The organism is Methylosinus trichosporium OB3b, from assembly GCF_002752655.1.
In the GTDB taxonomy this organism is placed as follows: Bacteria; Pseudomonadota; Alphaproteobacteria; order Rhizobiales; family Beijerinckiaceae; genus Methylosinus; species Methylosinus trichosporium.
Genome location: NZ_CP023737.1, coordinates 958,782 through 977,789 on the forward strand (window position 1 = coordinate 958,782; position 19,008 = coordinate 977,789).

The following is a 19,008-nucleotide window of genomic DNA, read 5'->3' on the forward strand; positions in this document are numbered from 1 at the left end:
ATGACCAGTTCCGCCCCTTCCGTTCCCCTCGTCGGCTCGCTCGCCGAGCTGCGGCGCCGCGTCGCGGACTGGCGCGCGCGCGGGGAGAGAATCGGCTTCGTCCCCACCATGGGCGCGCTGCACGACGGCCATCTCTCGCTCGTCGAGGAGGCGCGGCGGCGCGCCGAGCGCGTCGTCGTCTCGGTGTTCGTCAATCCGACCCAATTCGCGGCGAATGAGGATTTCGGCCGCTATCCGCGCATGCTCGAGGCCGATCTCGACCGGCTCGCGCGCGTCGCCGCCGACCTCTGCTATGCGCCGGCGGTGGAGGAGATGTATCCGCCGGGTTTTTCAACCGGCGTGACCGTCGGCGGGCCCGCCGAAGCCGATCTCGAGGACCGGTTCCGACCGACTCATTTCGCCGGCGTCGCCGTCGTCGTCGCCAAGCTGCTCAATCAGGCGGAGCCGGACATCGCCGTGTTCGGCGAGAAGGATTACCAGCAATTGCTGGTGATCCGGCGCATGGCGCGGGACCTCGACCTGCGCGCCGAGATCGTCGGCGCGCCGACATTGCGCGAAGCCGACGGGCTCGCCATGTCCTCGCGCAACGTCTATCTTTCGGATGAGGAGCGGCGAGTCGCGCCGGCGCTGCATCGCGCGCTCGTCGCGGCGGCCGGGCGGATCTCGGCGGGCGAGCCGATCGGCCATGTGATGGGCGAAGCGCGCGAGGAGGTCGCGACGGCGGGCTTCGCCATAGATTATCTCGAGGCGCGCCATGCGCTGACGCTGGCGCGCATCGCGCGTCGGCAGGATGGCCCCGCCCGGCTGCTCGCCGCCGCGCGCCTCGGCGCGACGCGGCTCATCGACAACATTGCCGTCGAGGAGGCCCGATGAATTTCCAGGATCGCCGCATTCTACGCATCATCGTGGAGGGCCGCGTGCAAGGCGTCGGCTTTCGCGCCTTCGTCGCGCGCGAGGCCGGGCGGCTCGCGCTCGAAGGCTGGGCGAGCAACCGCCGCGACGGCTCGGTGGAGATTGTCGCGGGCGGTCCCGCGGCGGCGATCGAGGCGCTCGTCGCCGCCGCGCGGCGCGGACCGCCGGCGGCCCGGGTCGACGCGCTGCGCTGCGACGACGCCGAGGAAGCCGTCCTGCGCGAGGGCGCGGGCGACATCGGCTTTCCGCCCGCATGATGATCGACGATCGCGAGCGCGATCGCCTCGCACTGGCTTTCGCCGATCTTTCGGCGCGCGCCGGCGTCATCGCCATGGATGTTCTCGCGGCGCCCGATATCGTCGCACGGCTCAAGAACGATTCGAGCCCGGTCAGCGAGGCCGACGAGCGGATCGAGGCCATGCTGCTCGCCGAGCTCGCCATCATCGCACCGGGCGTTCCGATCGTCGCCGAGGAGGCGGCCGCCAAGGGCGTGATTCCCGGCGCCGCCGACCTCTTCCTGCTCGTCGACCCACTCGACGGCACGCGCGAGTTTCTGGCGCGGAGCGGCGAGTTCACCGTCAATATCGGGCTCGTCTGCGACGGCGTCCCCTGCGCCGGCGCCGTGTTCGCGCCCGCGCTCGGGCAATTATGGTTCGCGGGCGCGCTCGCCTATGGCGCCGCCGCCGCCCCCGGCGCGCCGGCGCCGCCGCCGGACGCATGGCGCCGGCTGGCGACGCGGAAGACTCCGCCGACCGGGCCGACGGCTCTCGTCAGCCGCTCGCATATCGACGCGGAGACCCAGGCCTTTCTGCGCGCGCATGGCGTGACGGAGATTCGCGACGCCGGCTCCTCGGTCAAATTCTGCCGGCTCGCGGAGGGCGGCGCCGATCTCTATCCCCGCTTCGGGCCGACCATGGAGTGGGACACCGCCGCGGGCGACGCCGTGCTGCGCGCCGCCGGCGGCGCCGTGCTCGATCCCTCCGGCCGTCCGCTGCGTTACGGCAAGGCCGAGGCCGGCTATCGCAACGGCCCCTTCATCGCGCTGGGAGATCCGACCGACGCAAGATTTTGTTAAGCTTCGCGCGAGATTCTTGGCCTCGGCAAGCGTGGAGCCGGCTCGGCGCTCGCGCCTCGCCGAGGAGTTTTCCGCATGAGCGCTGCGTCTTCGTCCTCCCGCAGGGATATTCTCGCTCTCGCCGGCGCCTGCGCGCTGGCGCCGGCCCTTCCCGCCTTTGCAGCCCGTGAAGAGCGGCCCGAGGACATGTCGGGCGACGAGGTGGTTCGAAGCGGCCACCGCTTCTTCGGCTCCATCGCCCGCAATCTGGCGCTCGCCGTACAGGAGGCCGCGCGCCGCTGGGGCCAGCCCAACGCCTATGTGCTCGGCCAGGAGGCCTCGGGCGCCTTCGTCGGCGGGCTGCGCTATGGCGAGGGCGTGATGTTCACCCGCAACGCCGGCAAGAAACGCGTCTATTGGCAGGGACCGACGCTCGGCTTCGACGCCGGCGCCGACGGCGACCGCACCATGATGCTCGTCTACAACCTGCCTTCGGCCGAGGCGATCTACACGCGCTTCGGCGGCGTCGACGGCTCCGCCTACCTCGTCGGCGGGCTCGGGCTGACCGAGCTGATGGCGGGCGATATCGTGCTCGCGCCGATCCGCTCGGGCGTCGGCGCGCGCCTCGGCGTCAGCTTCGGCTATCTGAAATTCACGCGCGAAGCGACCTGGAACCCCTTCTGACGGGCCGCGCCCTCCCCGGCTCTTTCCACCTTGCGACAGATCGTCGCGCCGTTCGCGCCTCGTCTCGGCGGCCGCAGGCGCGTAAGCTGCGGACAAGCGCTGGATCGCGAGACGCCGGTCGAGAGGAGCTCATGCGGAACGCCGATGACAGCAGAGAGATGGTGCGGCTCGCCGCCATCATAGCGATTGTCGCAGTCGTCTCCATGGCTGTCGCGGTCGGCCTGCGCATGTGGAAATGATCGCACCCCGCGACAGACGCAAAATCCGGGAGCCGCCCGGCAGGACGGCTCCCGGATTTTTTGTCGAAGCTTAGTCGCTCGGAATCAGAAGCCGCCGTGCGAAATGATCGGCGCGTAATGGATGAGCGTGAAAATCAAGCCCACCGCACCGAGGAACCAAGCGAGCGACTTGACCATCTCCTTGCCGGACCGCTGCATGGGATTGTCGGACATCATTTTATCTCCACCGACGCTTCTGCTCACGACAGAAGGATGCTGAGCGCAGAAGCGTCGAGACGCCCCAGCATGTTTCGTCGCAGTACGATGCATCGCTGTGCGGAGCAAGCCTTTTTTTTGAGCTAAATGTGCTTTTCTTTCAAATGGTTCTGACAATGTTCGAGCGCGCGCCCCCGGCGCGCCGCTAATGCGGAATCGCGCCGCGAGCACGCTCGTGCGGGTCAGAGTGAATTGGAGTCTGGCCCCGGTTTCATCGTGACCTATCCCGATACGTATCCGGGAGCCGCCCCGCCGGGAACGTCTCCCGGACTGCTCGTCGCTCCGACGAACCAGGCGAGCGACCTCACCGTTTCCTTGCAGGACATTTTCAAGGGACTATCAGACATGTTTAAATCTCCGCCGACGCTTCTCCTCGAGACACCGAGCGGAGAACCGTCGAACGCCACCTCTTTAATCGTACTACGATGCAATCTCACGATACGCAACCACATTTTTTGCATTAAATCATTTATTTCAAATAGTTATGCGAACACGCGAGCAGGCGCCGCGAAGCGGATCGCTGACGCGAACTCGCTCCGTCGACACGCTTCTCGAGCGCGTGATTATTCAGATTCCGGCGCCCGCTCGTCGTCGCGGCGCTCCTTCGTGTCGTCACCCCCGTGCTCGCTTCGTCCCGACGACGCCTCGCCGCGCGTTCGCCAGCGCTCCATCGCCTCGGCGTCATGCGCATGCATCGCGTCCGGCGCTTCGACCGCGGCGTCGATCGTGACCTCTCCGGCCTTCTCGAAGACCAGGGTCATCTCAGCCGCCCAGCCCACCGGATTCATCTTCGATATGTCGACGAGCTCCACATGCGAGCCGCCGGGCGCCATGGTCACGCGGGAGAGCGGCGGCAGATAGATCGCGTCCTCGCGCGCGACGAGATGCGGAGCGATATGAAACTGTACCGAGCGGAAATCGGCGGATTTGACGCCGATCAGCCGGTCGGGCCGGTCGGCGGAGTTGACGACCAGCATGTAGAGCTGCGCGCGCGTCTCGCCTTCGAGCGGCGCGCGCAGCCAGGGATGCTCGATCTTGATCTTGCCCACGGCATATTCATGCGCGCGCGCCGCGAACGGCCGGCCGAGAAGGCCGGCCGCGACCGCAGCGCCGGCCGTGAGAATGCGTCGTCGATCAATGTTCATCGCCGCCTCCGTGGATCGCCGCGCGCCCGGCGAACGAAGACGAGAGGGCCGCTGACGCGGCCCCTCGGCTCGGTTCACGCTTTGGCGGACGGCTTCTTGTTGAAGGAGTTTTTGTACCAGAGACCGAATCCGACCAGTCCCAGGGCGGCAAAAAACGTCATGACCGTGATGTCGCGCGTGGCGGTTTCACCGACCGAGAAGGGAAAGCGCGACACATAGACTTTCGTCCCGTCATCGTTCGACGCCTTCACGAGGCCGATGAACTTGCCCTTCTGCGCGAAATTATACTCGAAGTTGAGCGTTCCGGTCCGATATTTCTTGGGCGGAACATAGGTCTCGGTGTTCTGCTCGAGATTTTCGTCGTCGTTCTTCTGACCAACGTCGCGGAGCACGCGAATCTCGAGATTCATGTCGCGCAGCTCGTCCTGCACCGCGTCGAGCACGATGATGGTCGGCCCCACATCGGGGATATCGTCGCAGAATTGCTCGCGCGACTTCAGCGGCTGATAGCCCGTGAAGTTCATCTGATCCGGGCCGATCTTCATCTTGCACTGGCCTTCGTCGATGCTGACGCCGCCATGGGCCCAGGCTTGCGACACGCAAAAACCAGTCGCCAGCAATGTGGCGACGATGAATTTGACGAACATTCCGCTCTCTCCCCGCTCGCGCATTCGATAGCGCTCGTTGATCTTGCGCCGCGCGCCGCTCGCGGTTCCGCGTCACTATAAATCGTGCTACGATATATCGACAAGCTTCGAGATCGAGCCCTATTGTCGCAGGGCGCGCGGGGCTTTGCGTCTCATCCCTCGGCGCAGGTGATTCGGAAGCGCGACCCACTGGGCGCCTTGACCAAGCGGGACGCGAAGGCCATCATTCTCCACCCGTCGACGAGGTCGCGAGCACGAGGAGCGAGCGTGAACCCGGCAGATTGCGATATTCTGGAGGCGCCCACCGCAAAGGCGCCGAAGGCGCGCCCCAGCGAGGACGAGCTGATCGCTTTGGCCAAATTCCGCCATGCGCTGCGGCGATTTCTGGCTTTCAGCGAGCAGGCCGCCGCCGATGTGGGCCTCACAATGCAGCGCTATCAGGCGCTTCTGGTGATCAAGACGTATCGCGGCGGCGATCATATCAGCGTCGGCGAGCTGGCCGAGCAGCTCATCATACGCGATCATAGCGCGGCCGAGCTGGTTTCCCGCCTGGTGCAGGCGAAGCTCGTGCGACGAAAGACCGACCCGGAGGACCGTCGCCGTTCTCTCGTCGTCATAACGCCTTCGGGCGACCGCCGGCTAACGGAGCTGGCGGCCGCTCATCTGACGAAGCTGCGCGCCGACAGGAAGGCTTTCCTCGATCTCTTCGACGGCCGGGAGCCTACGGCTCTGCGTCGCGACGACCTCGATGCGACAACCTTCGATGCGGCCGCCTTCGACGCCGCTGTCTTCGCGCGGCGGCCTACCCTTGCGAGCGACACGTGAATCCTTCACCCGAGCGTCGTCGCAAAGCGACGACCTCGGGAGAAGCGCAAGCCCGCGTCACGCCTGCGACGACCACGGACGCATGAAGCTCAGCACCGTGGTGCTCAACGTGCTGCCCGTCAGAACGAGCGTCGCGCCGAGCGCGAGCAGGGCGACGAGGTTTAGAACCACGTCATTGCTGGCGCCCGCGACCGCCAGGACGCCGAGCACGATCGCGCCGAGACCCGCGAGCGACTGAATGCCCGCCGAGCCGGACGCCATCTCGCTCGCCAGGAACTCGCCGCCGAAGCTCTGAGACTGCGTCGTCTCGCTCTTCGCGGCCGCATGGCGAAGCACATAGAGCTGCCAAACCGCATTGCTGCTGAGAACGAGAGCCGTTCCGAATGCGATCGCCGCGATCTGCGTCAACGCCGGCGGGCTGATGCCGAGCAGCGCCAGCACGCCGAGCACGATGCCGGCGGCGCCGACGAGGAACACCGCCGACAGGCTGCCGCCGCCGAAATGCTCGACAGTCGAGGACTGAGAGCCGGCTGGAAAGATGATCTGCGCATATTCGGACAGCATCGTTCCGCCCTGAATGAGCAGCGCGACGCCGAACACGATCGTCGCGATCGACGCGAACAGCTGGGGATTGACGCCGGCGAGACCGACGACCGCGAGGACGATCGTCGCGATGCCTCCCACGGCGTCGACGAGGCCGCCATAGACTGCGGCGTTCTCCTGAGTAGTTGCCTCTCGGAAGGACATGGACATCGAAGACACTCCATTGCCAGCAGCCCCGGCGCTCCAAATAGTCGAAGCGTCAGCCGCGACAAGCGTCCTTCGCCGCGCGGGAAGGCCGGGCCGACGCCGCATGGCGCAGCTCGCGTCGGCGCAGGATTTTCGGCCGGAACCAATCCGGGCCAAGCGTGTTCAAAGGCTGGGGATCGGATTTCGCGGGCGCAGCGGCCCATTGGCGACGGAGGGCGTGATGAAGCACAGAACTCTGGAAGAAGTGACGAAAATTGCGGCGATCGAGCCGATCGCCAAGAAGGAGGAGCCGCCGCGTCGCGCGCGGCTCGAGCGTCTCGCCGACATCCTCTCGGCCTATTCGGGACGCATTCGGCTGTTCTCCATGATGGAATATGTTCCGGTGCGCGAGCGCGTGAAGCTGCGTCAGGACGAGTCGCCGCTGTCGATCGCCTATCGCGATCCGCAGTTTCGCCAGGACGGGCTCGCCGGCGATCGGCTCGGCGACGCCATCCAGTTCTTCGGCCTGTCGATGCGCGAAGCGCATCATCTCTTCTGCGACTGCAATTATTCCGGCGCCATCACGCCCGGCGCCGTCGCCTCGCGCGCCCGCTCGCTGGCGCAGAAGCGCACGCTCACGCAGATGTGGCAGGACTTGCGTCAGCGGCTCGGCTGGTGACGGCTCAGGCGGCGACGCGGCGCCCGCCATTCATCAGAGCGAAGGGCGCGCCCGACAGGAGAATGTCGAGCGCAGCGACGCTCTGATAATGACCATTGACCGAAAGGCGCGGCAGGGCGTGCAGCCGCTCACGATGAGCGGGGAAGATCATGCCCGGCCGCGTCGTCGCCGCGCTCTCGAAACCGAGCGTCGCGGCGAGCGCGAACTCGCGCTCGCCAGCGGCGGCGCGATTTCCATAGGGATAGCAGAAATGCGCCGCGGCGACGCCGAGCTCGTCGCGCAGCCGGCGACGGCTCTCCGCCATCTCCTCGCAGGCGCTCGCGCGCGCGAGACGCGCGAGCCGCGGATGATTGAGCGTATGCGCGCCGATCGTCGCCAATGGGCGCCGCGCCAACATGCGCAGCTCGTCCCATCCCAGACACAGCTCGCGCGTCAGCGCCTCCGGCTCAAATCCCGCCTGCGCCGCCAGCGCGGCGACGATGCGCAGACGCTCGTCGTCCTCGCAGGCGTCGAGCCGCGCATAGAGATCGGCGAAAGCCGCTTGCTTCAGCGCGGCCGTCGTCGTCGCACGGGCGATGCGCAGGCCGCCGGCGACGACATCGATGCGATCCAGCCGACGGATCGCCTGCTCCAGCTCCGCCCACCAAAGGCGCGCGGAGCCGTCGGCGAAGCCCGCCGTCACATAAGCGACGAAGGGCGCCTGATGCTTCTCGAGGATCGGCAGCGCATGAACGGCGAGGTCGCGATAGCCGTCGTCGAAGCTCAGCACCGCGAAAGGCGCGCGATCGGAATCGCCCTCGCGCAAACGCGCGAGCGCCGCATCGAGCGTGATGATCTCGAAGCCACGGCGGCGCAGATGCGTCAACGTGGCTTCGAAAAACTCCGGCGTGATCTCGATCGGCCGATTGGGCTCGAAGCCGTCGTCGCGCCGCGGCCGCACGCTGTGAAACGTTAGTATAACGCCCACACCGCGTGTAAACGGCTCGGCGAGGCGGTGGGCTCCGCTCGCGTGAAAGAAAGCCATGCCTGCGTCGATCGCCAGCCGGCGCCAATTGGCCATGCCTCGCCCCTCCCTCCCCCGCGCACGTCTCGTTGACCTTTGCCTGCTAGCTTGAAGCAAAGGACAAGATCGGCAACGGGACCGTCGAAACATGGTAAATGCAATCGATTGCGGCGTTACGACTGTTTCACGCGCGGCCGCGCCGGCGCGCCTCGCGCTCGATATTTTCACGCGGCTCGAGGATGCGCGCGCGGATTGGAGCGAGCTTTTCGTCCGCGCGCCGGCGAGCCCTTATCAATCCTATGATTTTTGTCGCCTCTGGTTGGAGACGCTCGGCCGCGCGCAAGGGCTCGCGCCGATGATCGTCGTCGCCCGGACGAGCGCCGGCCGGCCGTTGGCTCTGCTGCCGCTCGCACAGGGACGCGTCGGCCCGCTGCGCGTCGCGCGCTTCATCGGCGGGAGAGACAGCAATCTCAATGCGGCGCTGATCGACCGCGACGCTGCGCTCGGCGATCCGCGCACGCTGCTGCGACGGGCGGCGCGCATGGCGAGCGTCGATCTTTTCGTGCTGCGCAATCAGCCGACGCTCTTCGCCGGCGCCGCCAACCCATTGGCCTTTCCCGGCTCCTCCGCCAGTCCGAGCTTCGCCCATGCGCGCGCTCTGCCCGCCGCGGCCGCGGACCTCGACGCGCGGCTCAGCGGCGACGCGCGCAAAAAGTTGCGCAAGAAGAAGGCGCGGCTCGAAGCGCTCGGCGCGCTCGCCTTCGAGCATAACGCGAGCGGGCGCCGCGCGCGCGACATCGCCGAGGCGCTCATCGCGCAGAAAGCCGAGCGGCTGCGCGGCGTCGACAGGTCCTTCGAGCAGGAGGAGATGCGCGATTTCATTCTGCGCCTCTCCGAGACGGGCGCGCTCGAGATCCATGCGCTCACTCTCGACGGGCGCATCATCGCCGCTTATGCGGGCCTCGCGCATGAGCGCTGCTTCTCGGCCATGCTCAACTCCTTCATCGCCGACGAGGAGATCGCGCGCTCGTCGCCGGGCGATCTGCTGCTGCATGCGCTGATGCGCGATCTCGTCGCGCGCGGCTTCACGCGCTTCGATCTCGGAATCGGCGAAGCGCGCTACAAGGATGCGGTCTGCGACGAGACGATCGTGCTCGTCGACACGATCATTCCGACACGCTCGCTCGGCTTCGTCGCCGCGCCGCTGCTCGTCGCAGCGACGCAGGCCAAGCGCAAGATCAAGCAGACGCCCATTCTGCTCGCATGGGCCGCGCGCCTGCGCGGATTCAGGCCGCCGAAGCGCTCATGAGCGCTTCATCCTCGAGCAGGACGACATCATCGATTCCGGCCTGCTCCAATTCGTCGCGGACGAGCGCGGCGATCTCGTCGTCGCCGCCGACCAGAACGAAGTCGAAACAATGAGCGACGGCCAGCGCGCGCTCATAGCGGCGCGTGGCGAAGACGACGAAATCATAGGCGCGCGTCAGCGCCTCCAACGCGAAGGCCGTGTCCTCGTCGGGCGGAGGCTCCGCGCAGCCGCCGGGCATCACATGCAGCCGCGAGCGGGCGTCGCGATGAATCGCATCGGCGAAAGTGATCTCGCGCGCCGCGAGATCGGCGAAGCCGTGCGGCGGCTCCGGATCATCGCCAGCGACGAGCCGGTCATATTCATCGTCGTCGTCGACAGCGACGAGAATAGCGCTGCCGCGCCGCGCCAGCGCGCGCGCAAATCGCGTCGCCGCCTCGCAGCTCTCTCGCGCCGGCGCGCAGCCGACGAGCAGGACGGCGACCGAGGCCGCCTCGTCGCGATCCGCGATGCGACCGACGACCTCGACCATGTCTTCCGCTCGCGCCTCGCTCCGAGGCGCCGCTTCCGGCTCGACCCGAACCGCCGCGCGGCGAAACAGCGTCGGCCCCTCCTCCTCTTCGACGTCGTCGAAGATGTCGTCGTCCTCGACGTCGTCTTCGAGATCGTCGTCGATGTCTTCCTCGTCACGATCCTGCTCGCGCTCCTCGTCGGGCGCCGGAACGCTCATCAACGCGGGCTCGATGCGCATCTGCGCAGCGGCGGGAAGCGCGCGGTTCGCGGATCGGCGCGGACGCCCGGACAACAGCTCCATGGCGATGACGCCGCCCGCCGACAGCACCAGAGCGGCGATCGTCGCAAAGGCGGTGGATCGGCAGCTTCTTCGGGAAGGACGGATTGGGCGGCGCCACGGCGGCTTGAATGATGCGTGCGTCTGCGGGCGATGATTTCGCGCCCTCGCGCGCCAGCGCTTCCTGATATTTCGCCGAATCCGCCTCGAGCTGCTCCTTCAGCACGCGGGCGGCGCGCTCGAGCTCGCGCAGCTGCACCTCCTCCGCGCCGGCCTCGCCCGCGAGCTTCTTCTGCTGCTCCATCGCCCGCGTCAGATTGTCGACCCGCGATGCGGCGATTTGCGCCTCGTTCTCCAATGTGCGCGCAGTGCGCTCGGCGGCGCGGCGCAGATCGCCCTCGAGGTCGTTGAGCTGCGCATGCAGCTCCTTTATGCGCGGATGGGCCGGCAACAAGGTGCGCGACTCGAGCGCGAGCTGCGCGCGCAGCGCCACGCGCTGCTCGCCGATGCGCCTTATCATCTCATTGTTGGCGACGTCGGGAATATCGCCGACACGGTTCTGCCGCAGCATCTCCCGAACGAGCTTGCCCTTCGCCTCGGCGTCGGCGTGGGCGGTGCGGGACAGCGACAGCTGATTGGTGAGATCGCCGAGCTGCTGCGTGGCGATCGACATATTATTGCTGCCGGCGAGCAGGCCGGATTTGATGCGGAAGGCCTCGACCTTGGCCTCCGCCTCGGCGACGCGCACGCGCAGATCGGAAACCAGCGGGCTCAGCGCCCGCGCCGCCGCGCGGGCGTTCTCGCGCTTGGCCTCGCGCTGAATCTCGATGTAATGCGCGGCGATGGCGTTGGCCGCGCGCGCTGCGAGGTCGGGATCGCGCGAGGAGAATTCGATCTGCAGCACGCGCGTCTTGGTCGGCGAGAGAATGGTCAGCCGATCGAAATAGGCGTCGAGCATCCGCTCTTCGGGCGAAAGCCGCGTCGGGTCGCGCGAGACGCCGAGCGCGACTCCGATGCGCGTCAGCAGCCCCGGCCCGCCGGCCAGCGGATCGAATTCGACATTGCCCTCGAGCTCGAGCGCCTTCAACGCTCTGCGAGCCAGATCGCGCGAGGTGAGGAGCTGGATCTGGCTCTGCACAGCCTCGGCGTCCGGCGCCGCAGCGGCGTCGGAACGCTCGCCCTTGTCGGCGCGGGTGAGATAGCTCTCCTGATTCTCGAGCAGGACGCGCGCCTCGGCGGTGTAGCGCGGCTTGACGAGATTCACATAGGCCAGCGCGCCGACGCAAGCGATGAGCGTCGCGCCGATGACGACGCGCCGACGCCGCGACAACGCCGCCGCGATCTGAGCGAGATCGATCTCGCCCTGGCCCATCGGCTCCACGTCTCGCGAATCGCCGGCGTCCATCGTCCTCTCCCCATCCGCACCGATTGATAGCGAGATCATGGTTTCCGCGCGGTTAATCGCGGCGATCAATCTTTGTTAACCATACCGCCCTAAAAATCCCCGCGCGGAAGACGGCGATAAGCCGTTCCTCGAGATCAAGGTCAAAAATGCCGAGATATGGCTTCCTCCTTCTTTGGCTGATCATGAGCGCGACAATGGCCGGCTGCGCCCTGCCCGGCGCGACTGTCCCGGAGCTTTTGGCGACCACGCCGGACGAGCCCTATCTGCTCGGCGCCGGCGATCGGCTGCGCATCATCGTGTTCGGACAGGATGCGCTGTCCAACAGCTATACGGTCGACGGTTCCGGCCATATCTCCATGCCGCTGATCGGCCTCGTGCCGGCTCTCGGCCGAACCACGCAGGATCTGCAGCACGAGATCGCCGCCAAGCTGCGCAACGGCTTCGTTCGCGATCCGCATGTCTCGGTGGAGGTCGAGGCCTATCGGCCCTTCTATGTGCTCGGAGAGGTGATCAACGCCGGCCAATATCCTTATGTCGAAGGGCTCACCGCGCAGAAGGCGATCGCCATCGCCGGCGGCTTCAGCCCGCGCGGCTATCAGGACGCGGTGGATCTCACCCGCGACATGGGCGGCGTTTCGGTGACGGGCCGCGTGCCGCTGCTGCAGGCGGTGCGGCCGGGCGACACGCTCACCGTGCGCGAGCGGATTTTCTGACGACATGACGGCGCGGCGCGAAACGGGCGACGACAAGCTGCGCATCTTGCATGTGATGCGCGCGCCGATCGGCGGACTGTTTCGCCATGTCGTCGATCTCGCCGGCGAGCAGGCGGCGCGCGGCCACAAGATCGGGCTGATCGTCGACTCCACCACCGGCAATGAGCGCGCCGAGACAGTGCTGCGACGGCTGGAGCCCGCGCTGGCGCTCGGCGTCACGCGCATCGGCATGCGCCGTGAGCCGCATTGGAGCGACGCCTATATCGCCTGCCGCATCGCCGCCGTGCTGCGCCGGCTGGAGCCCGACGTCGTGCATGGCCATGGCGCCAAGGGCGGACTCTATGCGCGCCTGCCGGCGCTGCTGCCGTTTTTCCCGTCGCCGAAGCATCCGCTGATCCGCGTCTACACGCCGCATGGCGGCACGCTGCACTACGACCCCGACGCGCTCGCGCATCGACTCTATCTCGCCGTCGAGGCCGCGCTCGAGCGCGTCACCGATTTCATCCCCTTCGAGAGCGCTTTCGCACAGGCGCGCTTTTGCGAGACGATCGGCGTCGCGCGCGCGCTGACGCGCGTCGTGCCCAATGGGCTGCGCCGCGACGAATTCGCGCCGGTCGCGCCCGCCGACGGCGCCGCCGATTTTCTCTATGTGGGCGAATGGCGCCGCTGCAAAGGGGTCGACACTCTGATCGAAGCGCTCGCGCTCGTCGGCGCGCAGACGGGCGCCGCGCCGCGCCTCGCGCTCGTCGGCTCGGGGCCGGACGAGGCGGCGCTGCGCATGCTCGCCGAGCGCCGCGGCGTGTTCGGGCAATTGACCTTTCGCCCGCCGACTCCGGCGCGCGAGGCGCTGCGGCTCGGCCACATATTGGTCGTGCCGAGCCGCGCCGAGTCTCTCCCCTACATCGTGCTCGAGGCGATCGCCGCCGGCGCGCCGCTGGTGGCGACGCGCGTCGGCGGCATTCCCGAGATCTTCGGTCCGTTCGCCGACAGGCTCGTTCCCCGCGACGATCCTTCCGCGCTGGCGGCCGCCATGATCCGCACGCGGGACGCGGAGCCGCAGAGGCTGCGAAGCGACTGCGACGCGCTGGCGGCGCGCGTCGCAGAGACCTTCAGCCTCGAGGCGATGACGGAATCGGTGGTGCGCGGCTATCGCGACGCGCTCGCGACAACGACAAGGCGAAGCCGCGCCGACGCGGCGACAGCGCCGCAGAAAGCTTGAACGGAGGAAAAAATGTGCGCTTTCGCGCTGCGCGACATGAAATCCGTCGATGAGTCCGCCGCCGCTCCGGGGCCGCGAACGGCGTCGCGCGCGCTTCTCGCCGAGATCGCCGCCGATGCGACGCCGACGCGCGCCTATTCGCCGATCGTGCTGTCGGGCCTCGTGCGGCTACTCGAGCTCACGATCATCATCGTCTCCGGCTTCGGCGTGCATCACCTCCATGTCGCGCCGACCTGGGGCTATAGCGCGGAATATTTCATCGTCATTCCGGGCATGGCGCTGCTCGCCGTCGTCGCTCTGCAGGCGCTCGAGCTCTACACGACGCAGGCGCTGCGCGCGCCGATCGGCCATGGCGTTCGGCTCGTCTGCGGCTGGACCTCGGTGTTTCTCGCCGCGCTCGCGGCCATCTTCTTCCTGAAGCTGGACGGCGCTCTCTCGCGCGTCTGGCTCGCCGGCTGGTATGCGACGGGCCTCGGCCTCATCGCCGCCGAGCGCTTCGCCGTCGCCGCTCTGGTGCGGGCGCTGACGCAGCAGGGACGGCTCGACCGCCGCACCGTCATCGTCGGCGGCGGCCCGGCCGCCGAGCCGGTGCTACGCGATCTCGCCGCCGCCCAGCAGGACAGCGACCTGCGCATCCTCGGCATTTTCGACGATCGCTCCGACAGCCGCTCTCCCGATGTCGTCGCCGGCTATCCCAAGCTCGGCGGCGTCAACGATCTCGTCGAATTCGCGCGCCACACCCGTCTCGATCTCGTGATCTTCACCCTGCCGATCTCGGCGGAGGGTCGGCTGTTGCAGATGCTGCGCAAGCTGTGGGTGCTGCCGGTCGACATTCGTCTCGCCGCCCACACCAACAAGCTGCGCTTTCGGCCGCGCTCCTACTCCTATATCGGCAATGTGCCGGTGCTCGACGTGTTCGACAAGCCGATCGCCGATTGGGACGTCTTGATCAAGACGGCTTTCGACAAGATCGTCGGAGCCCTCTGCCTCGTGCTGCTCGCTCCGGTGATGGCGGCGGTGGCGATCGCCGTGAAGCTCGATTCGCGCGGTCCCGTGCTGTTCAAGCAGGATCGCTACGGCTTCAACAATGAGAAGATCGAGGTGTATAAATTTCGCTCCATGTATGTGGACCAGTTGGATCACACGGCGGCCAAGCAGGTGACGCGCGGCGATCCGCGCGTGACGCGCGTCGGGCGCTTCATCCGCAAGACCTCGCTCGACGAATTGCCGCAGTTGTTCAATGTGGTGCTCAAAGGCAATCTCTCGCTCGTCGGCCCGCGCCCCCACGCCGTGCATGCGCGCGCGGCGGAGCGCCTCTATGACGAGGTGGTCGACGGCTATTTCGCGCGCCATCGCGTGAAGCCCGGCCTCACCGGCTGGGCGCAGATCAACGGCTGGCGCGGCGAGACCGACACGCCGGAGAAGATCCAGAAGCGCGTCGAGTGCGACCTTTATTACATCGAGAACTGGTCTATTCTGCTCGATATCTATATTCTGGCGCTGACGCCGCTCGCTCTCGTGAAGGCGGAGAACGCCTATTGAAGGATTTTTGCGCGATCGGCGCAGCCAGTGATTTCAACCACAGATCTGAGAGGCCATTCATGAGCACTATGATTTCCGAGGCCTATGACGCATTCGTCTCCGCGGGCGCGCCGGAGGAAAAAGCGCGCAAGGCCGCCGAGGCGCTGAGCGGACAGGACGGCCATGTCGTCAAGATCGAGGCGGAGCTCGTCGTCATTCATGGCGAGCTCGCGCTATTGAAATGGATGCTCGGCCTCGCCCTCATCCTGCTCTCCGCGGTCGCGCTGCGACTGTTCATGCACTGAGTTTCGGCGCGTTTCCGAAAGGCCCGGCCATGCGGCGCTCGATGTTCATCATTGTTTTCGTCGCGGCGCTCGAAGGCGCCGCGGGCGTCGTGGCGGCGGCGGCCGCCGCCCATGTGGAAGCGAGCCCATTGCTCGACACGGCGAGCCGCTTTCTGATGATCCATGCGGCCGCGGGCCTCGCCCTCGCCGCGCTCGCGGCCTCGGTCGGCTCGTCCTTGCGCTGGCTGCTCGCCGCGACCTTCGCGATGCAGGCCGGGGCGGCCCTGTTCTCCGGCGACCTCGCCGTCAGGGCCCTCGCCGGAACGCGGCTCTTTCCCTATGCGGCGCCCATCGGCGGATCGCTGCTCATCGCCAGCTGGGCGGCGCTGGCGGTTTTTGCGCTCGTCTGCGCCCTTCGCGCCCGGACGGATCGATAAGCGAAGCGGACGCGAGCCCGAGGGCTCGCGTCACGTTTGGACTTACGGCCGACGGCCGGAGGAGCTCGCGCCGCTCTTCTGCGGGCGACCGGCGCCGGAGGGCTTGCCAGGACGTCCGCCGGCGGCCGGCTTGCCATGCGCATGGGCGCGGCCCGCGGGCTTGCGGCTCGCATCCGGGCGCGGCTCATGGGGGCGGCGATGCTCCTGCGGCGCGCGGCGCGGCGCGCCTTCTTCCTGCCCTGCTTGCTGTCCCGCTTGCGCGCTGCGCCGATCGACGACCGGCAACGACTGCCGCGTCGATTTCTCGATCGCCCGCAGCAGCGGCCGCTCGCTATTGTCGCACAGCGAGATCGCGGCGCCGCCGGCGCCGGCGCGCGCCGTGCGGCCGATGCGATGCACATAGGCCTCGGGCGTCTCGGGCAGCTCGAAATTCACGACATGCGTCACGCCGTCGACATCGATGCCGCGCGCGGCGATATCGGTGGCGACGAGGGCGCGCGTGCGGCCGCGACGAAAATCGTCGAGCGCGCGCATGCGCTGGCTCTGGCTCTTATTGCCATGGATCGCCGCCGAGCCGACGCCATGCGCCTCGAGATGCTGCGACACGCGATCGGCGCCGCGCTTGGTGCGCGTGAACACGATCGCGCAGGCGAGCGCCGGATCGGCGAAGAGCTCGACCAGCACGTCGCGCTTGGCCGCGCCGTCCACCAGCAGCACGCGCTGATCGACGCGCTCGGCGGTGGTCGCCGTCGGCGTCACCTGCACGGAGACCGGATTGTTCAGCATGTCGGCGGCGAGCGCGGCGATCTCCTTCGGCATGGTCGCCGAGAAGAACAGGCTCTGCCTTTGTTTCGGCAGGCGCGACACGATCTTGCGGATCGGCGCGAGAAAGCCGAGGTCGAGCATATGATCGGCCTCGTCGAGCACGATCGTCCGCGTCGTGTCGAGCCGCAGGGCGCCGCTCGCGATATGATCCAGCAGCCGACCGGGCGTCGCCACCAGCACGTCGACGCCGCTGGCGAGCATCTTGATCTGCGGGCCATGGCCGACGCCGCCGACGATGACGCCGACGCTCATGCGGGCGAAGCGGCCATAGGAGCGGAAGCTGTCGGCGATCTGCGCGGCGAGCTCGCGGGTCGGCGCGAGCACGAGCGCCCTCGCCGTCTGCGGCGCAGGACGGCGCCGCTCGTCGAGCAGTCGATGAAGGATCGGCAGCGCAAAGGCCGCGGTCTTGCCGGTGCCGGTTTGAGCGATGCCCAACAAATCTCTTCCCTCGAGCAGCGAGGGGATCGCCTGCGCCTGGATCGGCGTCGGAGCGACATAACCTTCTTGCGCGAGCGCGCGCAAAATGACCTCGGCGAGGCCGAGATCGGCAAATTTTGTCACGTTTGATCTTTCGAGTGGATCGAAGCCACTCCGGCGCCTATCGCCGAAGGAGTTCGACGGTGAGAGGGTGACTTGCCTCGCGTAAGGGCCCGTCGTCTGGAAAAGGTGGCGCTCGACAGGAATTCGACCCACAGGATCGATCTACGCGACTGGAGCTTTGATGCCGCATTGCAGCATCACTGCTGTTAAAGCGATCCTCACCCCTTGTCAACCGCCAATTCTGAAGCGCGACCGCCCGCTGCTCCGTGCGAGCCCCTGCGTCTCGTCACGAGGTCGCTCCTGTCTGGACAGGCGCGGGATTCCGCCCCACCATGAGCGCCATGGCGGAGTCGAGCGACGGACGGGACGCGATCGTGAACGACGATCGGCGCGCGCAGGCGGCCGACGCGCTGACGGGAAGGCGCGTCCTCGTCGTCGAGGACGATCCCTTCATTTCCTCCGCGCTCGAGGACATGCTGACCGAGCACGGCTGCGTGGTGATCGGCTCGGCCCGCACCGTGGCGCGGGCCCTGCATCTCGCCGCCAGCGAGCAGATCGACGTCGCTCTGCTCGATGTGAGCGTCGGTCCAGAGCGGGTCGATCCGGTCGCCGAGCTGCTGGCCGGACGCGACTGTCCCTTCATCTTCACCACCGGCTACGGCCGCGCCGGCCTGCCGGAGGCGCACGCCTCCCGGGCCATGGTCGAGAAACCCTTCTACTGCGACGAGGTGATCGACGCGCTGCGCAGCGCGCTGCGGCGATCGTCGCGCGAGGCGTAAACCAAACCAGACATCGAGGGTTGCCGAACGCCGCGCTGCGCCATGTATGGGGGTATCCTCGACCTGGGCGCCTCCGCCCGGGCGCTCGGCGAAGGTCTGGTCATGCGTTTGCGTTTGTTCCGAGCGTCGGCTCCTCCCGGCCGGCGCGGAGTGGTTCTCGTCGCCGTTCTGCTGCTCGCCGCCATTGGGGCGGGCGGTCGCCTCACCTCCTCCGACGCTCTCGCCCAGGGCTTCTTTCAAGACGTGTTCGGCGCCTTTCCGGACCAGAGCTATCGGCCTTCCCAGCAGCAGATGCGCGAGACCCGCGCCCGGCGTCTTCGTCGCGCCGCGCGCAATCCGACGCCGTTGGCCGCGCGTCTCGCGGAAACGCCGCGCCTGCGCCGGACGGCGGCGCCCGATCCGGCGCCGGATCGCGGCGTCGTCGTCGATCAGCCAGGAGGACTGCAGTCCTACTGCGTGCGCGACTGCGACGGCTATTTCTTCCCCGTCGGCGTCTACACGGGCTCGGCCGACACGACGGCGCATCAGCGCGCCTGCGGCAGCCTGTGCCCCGGCGCGCGGACGACGCTGTTCATCCTGCGCTCGGGCTCCGACAAAATCGAGGACGCCGTCGCCGCGCGCGGCCGCAGCTCCTATTCGCGCCTCACGGCGTCGCTGCGCCGTCGCGGCGACGCGGAGAAGGACAAGCGCTGCTCCTGCCAATCCGAGACCGCGGCCGCGGAACCGCCGGCGAGCGCGCTCTACCATGATCCGACGCTGCGCCGCGGCGATGCGGTGATGACCGCCCATGGCGTGGAGGTGTTCCATGGCGGCGGGCGCTATCCGTTCACAGCGAATGATTTTCGGCCCTTGTCGCAAACGCGCGACGTTCCGGAGGGAATGCGCCGCAAGCTCGTCGCGCTCGATCGCGCCTCGGTGCGCGGACGCTCCGCCGAGCGCCGCGCCGCGGCGACGCCGCGCGAGCATCGCAGCCTGAGCGGACGCCGACACTACCGCCACCGCCAGAGCGAGTGAGCT

22 protein-coding genes are annotated in these 19,008 nt (G+C 67.7%); 14 read left to right on the plus strand and 8 right to left on the minus strand.

The features are described from left to right. The 4 genes from panC (at position 1) to CQW49_RS04640 (ending at position 2,650) form a co-directional block, all read left to right on the plus strand. A complete protein-coding gene (gene panC, locus CQW49_RS04625) occupies positions 1 to 873 on the plus strand; it encodes a pantoate--beta-alanine ligase (protein WP_003612870.1) in 873 nt (290 codons plus the stop codon). Continuing rightward, on the plus strand, positions 870 to 1,169 hold the full coding sequence (locus tag CQW49_RS04630) for an acylphosphatase (RefSeq protein WP_003612869.1): 300 nt from the start codon (positions 870 to 872) through the stop codon (positions 1,167 to 1,169). The genes panC and CQW49_RS04630 overlap by 4 nt, the downstream gene beginning before the upstream one ends. Beyond that, entirely contained in the window at positions 1,166 to 1,987 is an 822-nt protein-coding gene (gene cysQ, locus CQW49_RS04635; RefSeq protein WP_003612868.1) for a 3'(2'),5'-bisphosphate nucleotidase CysQ, read from the plus strand. The genes CQW49_RS04630 and cysQ overlap by 4 nt, the downstream gene beginning before the upstream one ends. A 75-nt stretch (positions 1,988 to 2,062) precedes the next feature. Then, positions 2,063 to 2,650, plus strand: coding sequence for a DUF1134 domain-containing protein (locus tag CQW49_RS04640; RefSeq protein WP_003612867.1), 588 nt, complete (start codon positions 2,063 to 2,065; stop codon positions 2,648 to 2,650). A gap of 323 nt (positions 2,651 to 2,973) precedes the next feature. On the opposite strand, the gene CQW49_RS26020 is transcribed toward CQW49_RS04640, so the two are convergent. The 3 genes from CQW49_RS26020 to CQW49_RS04655 form a co-directional block, all read right to left on the minus strand. Next, positions 2,974 to 3,105, minus strand: coding sequence for a hypothetical protein (locus CQW49_RS26020; RefSeq protein WP_003612865.1), 132 nt, complete (start codon positions 3,103 to 3,105; stop codon positions 2,974 to 2,976). A gap of 602 nt (positions 3,106 to 3,707) precedes the next feature. Further along, positions 3,708 to 4,289 (minus strand): copper chaperone PCu(A)C, encoded by a 582-nt coding sequence (locus CQW49_RS04650; RefSeq protein WP_003612864.1) that lies wholly within the window; start codon positions 4,287 to 4,289, stop codon positions 3,708 to 3,710. A gap of 74 nt (positions 4,290 to 4,363) precedes the next feature. Further along, a complete protein-coding gene (locus CQW49_RS04655) occupies positions 4,364 to 4,936 on the minus strand; it encodes a hypothetical protein (protein ID WP_003612863.1) in 573 nt (190 codons plus the stop codon). Positions 4,937 to 5,203: 267 nt separating this feature from the next. On the opposite strand from CQW49_RS04655, the gene CQW49_RS04660 reads away from it, so the two are divergent. Then, complete coding sequence (locus CQW49_RS04660) at positions 5,204 to 5,761, plus strand: MarR family winged helix-turn-helix transcriptional regulator (protein ID WP_003612862.1); 558 nt, start codon at positions 5,204 to 5,206, stop codon at positions 5,759 to 5,761. A 57-nt stretch (positions 5,762 to 5,818) separates the two neighbouring features. Here the strand turns inward: CQW49_RS04660 and CQW49_RS04665 are convergent, their stop codons facing one another. Further along, positions 5,819 to 6,514 carry a hypothetical protein gene (locus CQW49_RS04665; protein WP_003612861.1) on the minus strand — a complete coding sequence of 232 codons (696 nt, stop codon included), beginning with the start codon at positions 6,512 to 6,514 and terminating at the stop codon, positions 5,819 to 5,821. A 217-nt stretch (positions 6,515 to 6,731) separates the two neighbouring features. On the opposite strand from CQW49_RS04665, the gene CQW49_RS04670 reads away from it, so the two are divergent. Beyond that, a complete protein-coding gene (locus CQW49_RS04670; protein ID WP_003612860.1) occupies positions 6,732 to 7,169 on the plus strand; it encodes a hypothetical protein in 438 nt (145 codons plus the stop codon). A 4-nt stretch (positions 7,170 to 7,173) separates the two neighbouring features. Here the strand turns inward: CQW49_RS04670 and CQW49_RS04675 are convergent, their stop codons facing one another. Further along, positions 7,174 to 8,229, minus strand: coding sequence for a polysaccharide deacetylase family protein (locus CQW49_RS04675; RefSeq protein ID WP_003612859.1), 1,056 nt, complete (start codon positions 8,227 to 8,229; stop codon positions 7,174 to 7,176). 91 nt (positions 8,230 to 8,320) lie between these two features. On the opposite strand from CQW49_RS04675, the gene CQW49_RS04680 reads away from it, so the two are divergent. Beyond that, positions 8,321 to 9,481: a GNAT family N-acetyltransferase gene (locus tag CQW49_RS04680; protein WP_003612857.1), complete on the plus strand. Its 1,161-nt coding sequence runs from the start codon at positions 8,321 to 8,323 to the stop codon at positions 9,479 to 9,481. Here CQW49_RS04680 and CQW49_RS25400 read toward each other — a convergent pair. Then, positions 9,459 to 10,208: a hypothetical protein gene (locus tag CQW49_RS25400; protein WP_244593397.1), complete on the minus strand. Its 750-nt coding sequence runs from the start codon at positions 10,206 to 10,208 to the stop codon at positions 9,459 to 9,461. The two genes, CQW49_RS04680 and CQW49_RS25400, sit on opposite strands and share 23 nt — an antisense overlap. Continuing rightward, positions 10,165 to 11,673, minus strand: coding sequence for a GumC family protein (locus CQW49_RS04685; protein WP_244593398.1), 1,509 nt, complete (start codon positions 11,671 to 11,673; stop codon positions 10,165 to 10,167). Before CQW49_RS04685 ends, CQW49_RS25400 begins: the two co-directional genes overlap by 44 nt. Before the next feature lie 146 nt (positions 11,674 to 11,819). On the opposite strand from CQW49_RS04685, the gene CQW49_RS04690 reads away from it, so the two are divergent. Genes CQW49_RS04690 through CQW49_RS04710 form a run of 5 tightly spaced genes read left to right on the plus strand, consistent with a single transcriptional unit; the run spans position 11,820 to position 15,847 of the window. After that, positions 11,820 to 12,386 (plus strand): polysaccharide biosynthesis/export family protein, encoded by a 567-nt coding sequence (locus CQW49_RS04690; protein ID WP_003612853.1) that lies wholly within the window; start codon positions 11,820 to 11,822, stop codon positions 12,384 to 12,386. Between the two features lie 4 nt (positions 12,387 to 12,390). Next, positions 12,391 to 13,605, plus strand: coding sequence for a glycosyltransferase family 4 protein (locus CQW49_RS04695; RefSeq protein ID WP_003612851.1), 1,215 nt, complete (start codon positions 12,391 to 12,393; stop codon positions 13,603 to 13,605). A gap of 12 nt (positions 13,606 to 13,617) precedes the next feature. Then, entirely contained in the window at positions 13,618 to 15,147 is a 1,530-nt protein-coding gene (locus CQW49_RS04700) for an undecaprenyl-phosphate glucose phosphotransferase (RefSeq protein WP_003612849.1), read from the plus strand. 59 nt (positions 15,148 to 15,206) lie between these two features. Next, on the plus strand, positions 15,207 to 15,431 hold the full coding sequence (locus CQW49_RS04705; protein ID WP_003612847.1) for a hypothetical protein: 225 nt from the start codon (positions 15,207 to 15,209) through the stop codon (positions 15,429 to 15,431). A gap of 41 nt (positions 15,432 to 15,472) precedes the next feature. After that, positions 15,473 to 15,847, plus strand: coding sequence for a DUF423 domain-containing protein (locus tag CQW49_RS04710; RefSeq protein ID WP_244441338.1), 375 nt, complete (start codon positions 15,473 to 15,475; stop codon positions 15,845 to 15,847). Between the two features lie 42 nt (positions 15,848 to 15,889). Here the strand turns inward: CQW49_RS04710 and CQW49_RS04715 are convergent, their stop codons facing one another. After that, on the minus strand, positions 15,890 to 17,233 hold the full coding sequence (locus tag CQW49_RS04715) for a DEAD/DEAH box helicase (RefSeq protein WP_003612843.1): 1,344 nt from the start codon (positions 17,231 to 17,233) through the stop codon (positions 15,890 to 15,892). Positions 17,234 to 17,544: 311 nt separating this feature from the next. Between CQW49_RS04715 and CQW49_RS04720 the strand changes: the two genes are divergently transcribed. Continuing rightward, positions 17,545 to 17,991, plus strand: coding sequence for a response regulator (locus tag CQW49_RS04720; protein WP_003612839.1), 447 nt, complete (start codon positions 17,545 to 17,547; stop codon positions 17,989 to 17,991). Between the two features lie 102 nt (positions 17,992 to 18,093). Further along, the gene (locus CQW49_RS04725) at positions 18,094 to 19,005 is read left to right on the plus strand and encodes a DUF2865 domain-containing protein (RefSeq protein WP_157926063.1); all 912 of its coding nucleotides are present in this window, start codon (positions 18,094 to 18,096) and stop codon (positions 19,003 to 19,005) included. Positions 19,006 to 19,008: the final 3 nt, after the last annotated feature.

Coding starts and splice junctions, on each gene's coding strand:
- CQW49_RS04695 (WP_003612851.1), top strand. CDS start 12,391: ATGACGGCGCGGCGCGAAACGGGCGACGACAAGCTGCGCATCTTGCAT.
- cysQ (WP_003612868.1), top strand. CDS start 1,166: ATGATGATCGACGATCGCGAGCGCGATCGCCTCGCACTGGCTTTCGCC.
- CQW49_RS04680 (WP_003612857.1), top strand. CDS start 8,321: ATGGTAAATGCAATCGATTGCGGCGTTACGACTGTTTCACGCGCGGCC.
- CQW49_RS26020 (WP_003612865.1), bottom strand. CDS start 3,105: ATGATGTCCGACAATCCCATGCAGCGGTCCGGCAAGGAGATGGTCAAG.
- CQW49_RS25400 (WP_244593397.1), bottom strand. CDS start 10,208: ATGAGCGTTCCGGCGCCCGACGAGGAGCGCGAGCAGGATCGTGACGAG.
- CQW49_RS04685 (WP_244593398.1), bottom strand. CDS start 11,673: ATGGACGCCGGCGATTCGCGAGACGTGGAGCCGATGGGCCAGGGCGAG.
- CQW49_RS04665 (WP_003612861.1), bottom strand. CDS start 6,514: ATGTCCATGTCCTTCCGAGAGGCAACTACTCAGGAGAACGCCGCAGTC.
- CQW49_RS04675 (WP_003612859.1), bottom strand. CDS start 8,229: ATGGCCAATTGGCGCCGGCTGGCGATCGACGCAGGCATGGCTTTCTTT.
- panC (WP_003612870.1), top strand. CDS start 1: ATGACCAGTTCCGCCCCTTCCGTTCCCCTCGTCGGCTCGCTCGCCGAG.
- CQW49_RS04700 (WP_003612849.1), top strand. CDS start 13,618: ATGTGCGCTTTCGCGCTGCGCGACATGAAATCCGTCGATGAGTCCGCC.
- CQW49_RS04705 (WP_003612847.1), top strand. CDS start 15,207: ATGAGCACTATGATTTCCGAGGCCTATGACGCATTCGTCTCCGCGGGC.
- CQW49_RS04710 (WP_244441338.1), top strand. CDS start 15,473: ATGTTCATCATTGTTTTCGTCGCGGCGCTCGAAGGCGCCGCGGGCGTC.
- CQW49_RS04630 (WP_003612869.1), top strand. CDS start 870: ATGAATTTCCAGGATCGCCGCATTCTACGCATCATCGTGGAGGGCCGC.
- CQW49_RS04725 (WP_157926063.1), top strand. CDS start 18,094: ATGCGTTTGCGTTTGTTCCGAGCGTCGGCTCCTCCCGGCCGGCGCGGA.
- CQW49_RS04640 (WP_003612867.1), top strand. CDS start 2,063: ATGAGCGCTGCGTCTTCGTCCTCCCGCAGGGATATTCTCGCTCTCGCC.
- CQW49_RS04655 (WP_003612863.1), bottom strand. CDS start 4,936: ATGTTCGTCAAATTCATCGTCGCCACATTGCTGGCGACTGGTTTTTGC.
- CQW49_RS04720 (WP_003612839.1), top strand. CDS start 17,545: ATGAGCGCCATGGCGGAGTCGAGCGACGGACGGGACGCGATCGTGAAC.
- CQW49_RS04690 (WP_003612853.1), top strand. CDS start 11,820: ATGCCGAGATATGGCTTCCTCCTTCTTTGGCTGATCATGAGCGCGACA.
- CQW49_RS04670 (WP_003612860.1), top strand. CDS start 6,732: ATGAAGCACAGAACTCTGGAAGAAGTGACGAAAATTGCGGCGATCGAG.
- CQW49_RS04650 (WP_003612864.1), bottom strand. CDS start 4,289: ATGAACATTGATCGACGACGCATTCTCACGGCCGGCGCTGCGGTCGCG.